Below are 7837 nucleotides of genomic sequence, written 5' to 3' on the forward strand. Positions count from 1 at the left end.
ACCGATGTGCCTGTCTGCGTCACAGCAGACGGGCCGCCGAACCGGGTGGGCGATACTGGGTTCGAACCAGTGACCTCTTCGGTGTGAACGAAGCGCTCTCCCACTGAGCTAATCGCCCGGGCGCACGAAGAACATTACCCCATGTCAGGGGGTGCGGGTGACGGGCGACGACCGGCCCGCGCACCCCCGTCGCGGATCACTGGTCCTTGATCTTCCAGGGCATCACGATGCCGAACTTCCACAGGTAGACGCCGACGATCACGCCCACGATCACGAGGCCGATCGACGTCAGGATGATGTTGCGCCGCCGCACCTTCGGGTCCAGGGCGCGCTGGGCCGCCTCGGTGACCTTCCGCTTGGACCAGCGCAGCACCAGCTGGGCCCAGACGAACTCGGTCGCCCAGATCGCCATGCCGCCGAAGATCACGACCCACCCCGGGCCGGGCAGCGGCAGCATGATGATGCCCACGACCACGACCGCGAGGCCGATGATGAAGATCGCGACCTGCCAGCTCAGGTGCAGCAGGCGTCGCGCCTTGATGAATTCGGGCGCCTTGGAGCCGAGCCCCTGCTCGCTCCTCGCCCGGTCCGCCTTCGTCTCGTCCGCCGCCACGGCAACCTCGCCCGGCTCGTCACTCCCCGTATTCATACGCCCAAACCCTACCGGATGGAAACCAGTCACCGGAATGGCCGTACCGGACGAACGTACTCTCGGCCGGAAGAGTTACGTAAAGGCACGCAAAACACTCAGAGGGGTTTACAACGGCACCGTAGGTGGCATGTCGATTTCGCCGACGTGCGAATCCCCGAGCGCACACTGAGCGAAAGGCCCTGGCGCTTATGAACACCACGGTCAGCTGCGAGCTGCACCTGCGCCTCGTTGTGTCGAGCGAGTCCTCCCTGCCTGTCCCCGCAGGCCTGCGGTACGACACGGCCGACCCCTACGCCGTGCACGCCACCTTCCACACCGGAGCCGAGGAGACCGTCGAGTGGGTGTTCGCCCGCGACCTCCTCGCGGAGGGCCTCCACCGGCCCACCGGAACCGGCGACGTCCGTGTCTGGCCGTCGCGCAGCCATGGCCAGGGCGTTGTCTGCATCGCCCTGAGCTCCCCGGAGGGCGAGGCCTTGCTCGAAGCCCCGGCGCGGGCCCTGGAGTCCTTCTTGAAGCGGACTGACGCCGCCGTGCCGCCCGGCACGGAACACCGGCACTTCGATCTCGATCAGGAGCTCTCGCACATCCTGGCGGAAAGCTAGGGGCGAGACCGCACAGAGCCGCCCGGCGCCGTCCACTCGGGGAGACGGCTCGGGCCCAGACAACCGCATAAGGCGCGGACCGGCGCCGTCACCGCGAGTCTCGCGGGGGCGGCGCCGGTCCGCGTGTGTCCTGGTGATCGGGGCGGGGTGGGTGTGTCCTGGTGGCCGGGGCGGCGTGCGTGTGTCCTGGTGATCGGGGCGGCGTGCGCGAGCCCTGGCGATCGGGGCGGAGTACCGACGGCCGGCACCCGGGCGGGTCGCCGGGCCCTGGTGATCGGATGGGTGCACGAACCCTGGCGGCCAGGTCGATCCGCACGAACCCTAGGGATCGGGGCGGAGTACCAACGGCCGGCACCCGGGTGGGTCGCCGGGCCCGGTGCCTGCGGGATGCCGCCTGTCGCGGCGACGGGCGCCCGCCCCCGCGACACGACTACCATCGGCCAGCATCGGCGGGAGCCCGCCCGACCCCCAGGCCAGGGAGCGAAACGTGCTGATCACCCACGACACCCGGTGCTCCCTCGACACCGTGGTGGATCTGGTGAACACCGCACCGGAGGACGACACGACGCCCGACGCGCTACCGGATGTCGCGGCCCTTGAGGATTTCGTACGAAAGCACGAGATCAGCGATGTCGGCGTGCTCTCCGAGTTCGATCTCTCCGCGGTGCGCAAGGTTCGCGGGCGGTTCGCCGCGATCTTCGCCGCCCCGGAGGCCCGGGCAGCCGCCGGACTGATCAACGAACTGGTCGCCGCCGCGGGCACCACCCCCCGCCTCACGGACCACGACGGTTACGACTGGCACGTGCACTACTTCGCACCCGGCGCCTCCATCGCCGATCACCTGGCCGCCGACTGCGGGATGGCGCTGGCGTTCTTCGTGGTGGCCGGCGAGCAGGACCGGCTGCGCCGCTGTGAGGCGCCCGACTGCCGGCGCGCCTTCGTGGATCTGTCCCGGAACCGCTCCCGCCGCTACTGCGACAGCCGTACCTGCGGAAACCGACTGCATGTGGCCGCGTACCGGGCTCGGCGCAAGGAGGCAGCGGGCTGACGGCTCGCACGCCCTGCCGGACCGGATGAGATGCCGGTGTGGACGCGGTCCCCGGCGGGTGGCGCCGGGGACCGCGGGTATGGCTCACAGCAGCAGCAGGTCGTGCAGCGCAGCCGCGAGCAACAGACACCCGATCACCGCAAGGAAGATCATCAGCGGTGGCTGGGAAAGGGCGAAGAGGCATCCGCGCGGCTCGTCCTGCGGCGGCGCGGCGTCGCTCTGTGTCGTGTCCAGCATCTCGCGGCGATGATCGCGCAGTCGGCGGTCGAGGCGCGATCAACACGCCCGCTATGAGCGGGAGTTCTCCGGATTCCGTGATGTCCGGTTCGGGTCGTGATCACTTCCGGACGTGCGGGGACGCGCTGTGTCGTTTCAGTGCGTCATGCGGAAGTCATATGCCGACCGCCACGGGCGTCATATGCCGTGCTTCTTCAGGATGGCCTCGATGTCGCTGAAGTCGTCCGCCGCGGACTGGGTACGAGGCCGGTTCGCGGGCTTGGCGGCCGGGCGGGCGCCCTGGCCCAGGGAGGGGGCCGAAGCCGCCGGGGCCACCGCCTCACGCTGGCCTCCCTTGGCCGCCTTGCGCTCCTCGCGGGTACCTCCGCCGCGGCGGCGCTCCACCGCACGTGTGCTCGCGAACAGCAGCCAGGAGGCGCCGAGCACCCCGAAGCCCGCCCAGGCCGTGACACTGAACGCGCTGTCCGCGACCCACTCGACGACGCCGGTCATGACCAGGCCGATGGGGACGAGGGAGTACGCGGCGATACGGGCGGCGGCGAGGAAACGCTTGCGGTACGCCGTGACCGCCGCGATGCCCAGGCCGGCCGCGGCGACGGCGGAACAGACGGTCTCGGCAATCATCCGGTCCTCCAGGCAGGGCTCAGTCGGGCAGGTACCACTTCGTCCCCTCCATCCTGCACCCACCCGCCCCCGCCAGGCCATGGGCGGGCAGGACATCAGGGACATCTCCGGGTCGGCTCCTCCGCAGGTGCCGGTCGGGGGTCGGTCGCAGGGCCGGTCCGGGTCGGTCGGGTGCGTCGGAGGTTGGTCCGAGGTCAGTTCGAGGCCGGTCTGAGGTCGGTCCCAGGTCGGTCCGAGGTCGGTCGGGGTCCGTCGGGTCCACCGGGTCCGTCGGGTCCGTCGGAGGTTGGTCCGAGGCCGGTCCGAGGTCGGTCGGGGTCTATCGGGTCCCTCGGAGGTCGGTCCGAGGTCAGTTCGAGGCCGGTCGTAGGCCGGTCGTAGGCCGGTCGTAGGCCGGTCGTAGGCCGGTCGTAGGCCGGTCGTAGGCCGGTCGGCGTCGTACCACCGCAGGTGGCCGCCGTGCCGGCCGAGGTCCGGTTGGGTCGTCCGGACCCGGGCTGGGAGACTGGGCTCATGAGCGACTCCTCCCCCGCCCGCCCGGCCGCCCCCGTCGTTCTCGAGGTCTGGTGCGAACTCCAGTGCCCGGACTGCCGAAGCGCCCTGGACGACCTCCGTGCCCTGCGCGCCCGCTACGGCGACCGGCTGGAGCTGCGGCTGCGGCACTTCCCGCTGGAGAAGCACCAGCACGCCTTCGCCGCCGCGCAGGCCGCCGAGGAGGCCGCGGAGCAGGGGCAGGGGTGGCCGTACATCGAGGCCGTGCTGGGCCGGGTGGCGGAGCTGGGCCGTAAGGGCGAACCCTTCCTGGTCGAGGTCGCCCGTGAACTAGGTCTGGACGCCGAGGAGTTCGACACCGCGCTGATCGACGGCCGGCACATCCTGATCGTGGACGCCGACCAGGCCGAGGGCAAGGCGATCGGCGTGACCGGCACCCCCACCTACGTCATCGGCGGCGAGCGCCTCGACGGCGGCAAGAGCCAGGAAGGGCTGCGCGAGCGCGTCGAGGAGATCGCGGACCGGCTGCTGGCGGAGTGACCTCGGCCTCAGAGCAGGTTCTTGTACATGGCGTACCGCACCGGAACGTAGCCGAGTGACTCGTACAACCGCTCGGCCGGGGTGTTGCCCGCGAAGACGTTGAGGCCGAGAACGCGCTTTCCGGCGCTTACCGCCTGGGCCTCGGCCAGCAGCATCAGAGAACGGCCGTGTCCCCGGCCGCGGAAACGCGCGTCGGCCTCGACGTTGTAGACATACGTTCTCTCCTCCTCGAACGCCATCCAGAGCGTGCCCACTCGGGTGTCCTCGTGCTCAAGGACGCTCAGCAGCACACCCGGGGTCCCGGGGCCCTGCGGCAGCAGCCGCGCGTAGTCCCTCTCGGACTTGACGCGTGCCTCGTCCGCGGGGACGCCGCGGTCGATCCAGCTCTGCGCGTAGTCCTCCATGCCGCGTTCGAGCCAAGGCCCGTACTCGGTCTCGGTCAGGGGTCTGCCCCGGCTGCCCTCGGGCAGTTCGGGCGCGGTCGTGCCGAGGCGCTTGTCCATGGCGCGGTTGCGCTGCACGTAGCCGAGGGCCGCGGCGAGCCGCAGCGCCGCCTCCGCCTCGGCGGGCACCGTCGCCTCGATCCGCTTGCAGCCCCACCCGCGCGCCACCTCCTCCGCGGCGAGCGCCGCCACCGTGCCCCGGCCGCGCCGGCGGTCCGGCTCCTCTATGCGCAGGTCCAGAATCTGGGCCACCGTGTCACCGAAGACGGGGGACGTGCCGAGGTGTATCTCGCCCACGGGACGGCTGTTCACGCACACCTGGTAGCGGCGTGAACGCGTCCCGTCGGCGGCGCGCTGAAGCGGCTCGGTCGGCCGCAGGGTCGTGGTCATCAGAGGTGTTCTACCCGGTACGACGCTCCAGGTCAGCTGAATATGCTCGGCCTTTACGGAGCCGGCTTCACGGATCCAGGTCGTCCCCTGCCCGCTCGCCGAAGATCCGCATGGCCTTGGCGGTCACCGGCCCCGGCGCGCCGGGCAGTTCGCGGTCGTCGACGCGGTGCACGGCCTGTACGTCCCGCAACGTGGAGGTCAGGAAGATCTCGTCAGCCCGTGCCAGGACGTCCAGCGGCAGGTCGGTCTCCTTGGCGCCGGTCCACTCGACGGTCAGGGCGCGGGTGATGCCGGCGAGGCAGCCGGAGGCGAGCGGCGGGGTGTGGATCTCGCCGTCGAGCACGACGAAGACGTTCGAACCGGTGCCCTCGCAGAGCTGTCCGACCGTGTTGCCGAACAGCGCCTCGGAGGCGCTCTGTTGCCGGGCGCGGGCGAGGGCGACGACGTTCTCGGCGTACGAGGTGGTCTTCAGGCCGGTGAGCGCGCCACGCTCGTTGCGGACCCAGGGGACCGTGATCACGGCGGTGGAGTCGGGGCGCCGGGTCGACTCGCCGAGGGCGACCACCAGGGTCGGGCCCAGCTCTCCGCGGTCGGAGCCGAGCGGGCCGTAGCCGCCGGTGTACGTGATGCGCAGCCGCCCGAGCGGCATCGGGTTGGCCTCCAGGACGGCGGCGCAGGCGCGGCGGACCTCGTCGAGGTCCGGGTCGGGCAGCCCGAGGCCGCGCGCCGACCGGGTCAGCCGGTCGAGATGGCGGGTGAGCGCGAACAGCTTCCCGTCGATCGCCTTCACCGTCTCGAAGATCCCGTCGCCCACGGTCAGTCCGTGATCGAAGACGGAGACGCGGGCGGCCTCGCTGTCCTGCAGCCCGCCGTCGAACCAAAGCTTCACTGGTCTCTTCCTCGCAAGTCTGCACCGGGGACGTCATGTCGGCCGGGGGCCCGGCCCGCGGCGGAGCCGCTCTTGGATGCTGTGTCCCCCGGGCCGGCACAGCACGTCGTCAGCCTCTCCTCACCCACCTCGTATGTTCCCGACGCTACCGCGAGCAGCCTGGAGGCCTTCAGTTCGGTCTCCCGCCATTCGCCCTCGGGGTCGGAACCCCAGGTGATCCCGGCACCGGTACCGAAGCGCAGCAGGCCTTCCTCCCGGTCGATCCAGAAGGTGCGGATGCCCACGGCCAGCTCCGCGGTGCCCCGGTCGGCGTCCACCCAGCCGATGCCTCCGCAGTACGGGCCCCTCGGTGCCGTCTCCAGCGCCTCGATGATCCGCAGCGCACTCGCCTTGGGCGCTCCGGTGACCGACCCGGGCGGGAAGGTGGCGGCCAGCAGCCGCGCCCAGCCCACCCCCTGACGCAGCTCGCCGCGGACCGTGGAGACGAGGTGGACCAGGCCGGGATGCTTCTCCACCACGCACAGGTCGGGCACGCTCACACTGCCGGTGGCACACACCCGCCCCAGGTCGTTGCGGACCAGGTCCACGATCATCACGTTCTCGGCGTAGTCCTTGGCCCGCAGGTCCGCCTCGGTCCGCCCGGTGCCCTTGATCGGGCCCGAGAGTACGACCCGGCCCTCGCGGCGCACGAACAGTTCCGGGGAGGCGGTGGCGATCTCCACGCCTTGGGCGGGCAGACGAATCGTTCCTGCATATGGTGCCGGATTGCCGCGTGCCAGCAGCGCGGTGAGGGCGTCCACGTCGGCCCCGGCCGGGACGGGCGCGGACAGCACCCGGCACAGGTTGGCCTGGTAGACCTCGCCGGCCGCGATGTGCTCCCGGATGCGCTCCACCCCCGCCGTGTAGGCGGCCCGGTCGAGGGAAGACGTCCACGCGTCGCGGGCCGGCCCCCGCCACCGCCCCGGCACCGGAGCGGGCACCGGCCGGTGTGCTACGTCCCGGAAGCGGGCACACGTCACACGGCCCTCGAAATCAGCGGCCACGGCCCAGAAGCCCGTAGAGTCCAGGGCCGCGGGATCACCGGTGACATCGAGGAGTCCGGTGGCGACACGGTCACCGAAACGGGCAAGAGGAGGCAGGTCGAGCACGCAGCCGAGTCTATGGCGGGTGTCGTGCGGGTGACCTGGTCATGTCCCTTGGGCCGTCCCGGGCACCGCTGTGAGCAGGCGTAGCGCAGCACGCTGCGCAAACGTGTTTTTGTGCTGGCCCCGGAATCCGCTAGAGTTCAGACGTCACCGGGACGCGGAAGCCGACCGAAACGACAAGCGGACGTAGCTCAGTTGGTAGAGCGCAACCTTGCCAAGGTTGAGGTCGCGAGTTCGAACCTCGTCGTCCGCTCGAAGGAAGCAGGGATCTTACGGGTCTCCTGCGCTCCTGGTGGAGTGGCCGAGAGGCGAGGCAACGGCCTGCAAAGCCGTCTACACGGGTTCAAATCCCGTCTCCACCTCCAAGGACGATTAGCTCAGCGGGAGAGCGCTTCCCTGACACGGAAGAGGTCACTGGTTCAATCCCAGTATCGTCCACTGAAGCCCCCGGGCTTCCGGAGCCGTTCGGCTTCGACCCGCGCGATTAGCTCAGCGGGAGAGCGCTTCCCTGACACGGAAGAGGTCACTGGTTCAATCCCAGTATCGCGCACGCATCAGCCACTGCCTCCGGGCTGTGGTCCCGAGGACGATTAGCTCAGCGGGAGAGCGCTTCCCTGACACGGAAGAGGTCACTGGTTCAATCCCAGTATCGTCCACACACCGAAGCCCCCGGCCGGAGGGGGCGGATTCTTGGGGTCCTCGCAACACCTGACGGTCTACGTGGCCGTCAGTAGATCACGCAGGCGCTCGGCTGGGGTTTTCCAGCCGAGCGTTT

At 70.4% G+C, this 7837-nt stretch carries 9 protein-coding genes and 6 tRNA genes; 8 read left to right on the plus strand and 7 right to left on the minus strand.

Annotated elements, in window-relative coordinates:
* Positions 1 to 46: 46 nt before the first annotated feature.
* Positions 47 to 118 (minus strand) — tRNA-Val (locus tag AB0I77_RS52920).
* A 78-nt stretch (positions 119 to 196) separates the two neighbouring features.
* Positions 197 to 649, minus strand: a complete 453-nt coding sequence (locus AB0I77_RS52925) for a TIGR02611 family protein (protein WP_363290230.1) — start codon at positions 647 to 649, stop codon at positions 197 to 199.
* 191 nt (positions 650 to 840) lie between these two features.
* Between AB0I77_RS52925 and AB0I77_RS52930 the strand changes: the two genes are divergently transcribed.
* Both AB0I77_RS52930 and AB0I77_RS52935 read left to right on the plus strand, forming a co-directional pair.
* Positions 841 to 1254, plus strand: a complete 414-nt coding sequence (locus tag AB0I77_RS52930) for an SsgA family sporulation/cell division regulator (RefSeq protein WP_004002642.1) — start codon at positions 841 to 843, stop codon at positions 1252 to 1254.
* Positions 1255 to 1741: 487 nt separating this feature from the next.
* Positions 1742 to 2302, plus strand: coding sequence for a CGNR zinc finger domain-containing protein (locus AB0I77_RS52935; RefSeq protein WP_363290231.1), 561 nt, complete (start codon positions 1742 to 1744; stop codon positions 2300 to 2302).
* A gap of 84 nt (positions 2303 to 2386) precedes the next feature.
* Here the strand turns inward: AB0I77_RS52935 and AB0I77_RS52940 are convergent, their stop codons facing one another.
* Positions 2387 to 2539, minus strand: coding sequence for a hypothetical protein (locus AB0I77_RS52940; RefSeq protein ID WP_363290232.1), 153 nt, complete (start codon positions 2537 to 2539; stop codon positions 2387 to 2389).
* Between the two features lie 177 nt (positions 2540 to 2716).
* Positions 2717 to 3163: a hypothetical protein gene (locus AB0I77_RS52945; RefSeq protein ID WP_363290233.1), complete on the minus strand. Its 447-nt coding sequence runs from the start codon at positions 3161 to 3163 to the stop codon at positions 2717 to 2719.
* Positions 3164 to 3676: 513 nt separating this feature from the next.
* Here AB0I77_RS52945 and AB0I77_RS52950 point away from each other — a divergent pair.
* Entirely contained in the window at positions 3677 to 4195 is a 519-nt protein-coding gene (locus tag AB0I77_RS52950; RefSeq protein WP_363290234.1) for a DsbA family protein, read from the plus strand.
* Between the two features lie 8 nt (positions 4196 to 4203).
* Here the strand turns inward: AB0I77_RS52950 and AB0I77_RS52955 are convergent, their stop codons facing one another.
* The 3 genes from AB0I77_RS52955 to AB0I77_RS52965 all read right to left on the minus strand — a co-directional run bounded on the left by AB0I77_RS52955 (position 4204) and on the right by AB0I77_RS52965 (position 7065).
* The gene (locus AB0I77_RS52955) at positions 4204 to 5028 is read right to left on the minus strand and encodes a GNAT family N-acetyltransferase (protein ID WP_363290235.1); all 825 of its coding nucleotides are present in this window, start codon (positions 5026 to 5028) and stop codon (positions 4204 to 4206) included.
* 67 nt (positions 5029 to 5095) lie between these two features.
* A complete protein-coding gene (locus AB0I77_RS52960) occupies positions 5096 to 5917 on the minus strand; it encodes an aminodeoxychorismate lyase (protein ID WP_363290236.1) in 822 nt (273 codons plus the stop codon).
* Positions 5914 to 7065, minus strand: coding sequence for a chorismate-binding protein (locus AB0I77_RS52965; protein WP_363290237.1), 1152 nt, complete (start codon positions 7063 to 7065; stop codon positions 5914 to 5916). The genes AB0I77_RS52960 and AB0I77_RS52965 overlap by 4 nt, the downstream gene beginning before the upstream one ends.
* Before the next feature lie 177 nt (positions 7066 to 7242).
* On the opposite strand from AB0I77_RS52965, the gene AB0I77_RS52970 reads away from it, so the two are divergent.
* From AB0I77_RS52970 to AB0I77_RS52990, 5 genes are all read left to right on the plus strand, one after another.
* Positions 7243 to 7315, plus strand: a tRNA-Gly gene (locus AB0I77_RS52970).
* Positions 7316 to 7353: 38 nt separating this feature from the next.
* A tRNA-Cys gene (locus AB0I77_RS52975) sits at positions 7354 to 7427 on the plus strand.
* A gap of 1 nt (position 7428) precedes the next feature.
* Positions 7429 to 7500: transfer RNA gene (locus AB0I77_RS52980), tRNA-Val, on the plus strand.
* Positions 7501 to 7540: 40 nt separating this feature from the next.
* A tRNA-Val gene (locus AB0I77_RS52985) sits at positions 7541 to 7612 on the plus strand.
* Positions 7613 to 7646: 34 nt separating this feature from the next.
* Positions 7647 to 7718 (plus strand) — tRNA-Val (locus AB0I77_RS52990).
* Positions 7719 to 7837: the final 119 nt, after the last annotated feature.

Source organism: Streptomyces sp. NPDC050619 (genome assembly GCF_040654815.1).
Classification (GTDB): domain Bacteria; phylum Actinomycetota; class Actinomycetes; order Streptomycetales; family Streptomycetaceae; genus Streptomyces.

Excerpts from the sequence above, each read along its gene's own strand:
- AB0I77_RS52925 (WP_363290230.1), bottom strand. The coding sequence starts at position 649 with ATGAATACGGGGAGTGACGAGCCGGGCGAGGTTGCCGTGGCGGCGGAC.
- AB0I77_RS52930 (WP_004002642.1), top strand. The coding sequence starts at position 841 with ATGAACACCACGGTCAGCTGCGAGCTGCACCTGCGCCTCGTTGTGTCG.
- AB0I77_RS52940 (WP_363290232.1), bottom strand. The coding sequence starts at position 2,539 with ATGCTGGACACGACACAGAGCGACGCCGCGCCGCCGCAGGACGAGCCG.
- AB0I77_RS52945 (WP_363290233.1), bottom strand. The coding sequence starts at position 3,163 with ATGATTGCCGAGACCGTCTGTTCCGCCGTCGCCGCGGCCGGCCTGGGC.
- AB0I77_RS52950 (WP_363290234.1), top strand. The coding sequence starts at position 3,677 with ATGAGCGACTCCTCCCCCGCCCGCCCGGCCGCCCCCGTCGTTCTCGAG.
- AB0I77_RS52955 (WP_363290235.1), bottom strand. The coding sequence starts at position 5,028 with ATGACCACGACCCTGCGGCCGACCGAGCCGCTTCAGCGCGCCGCCGAC.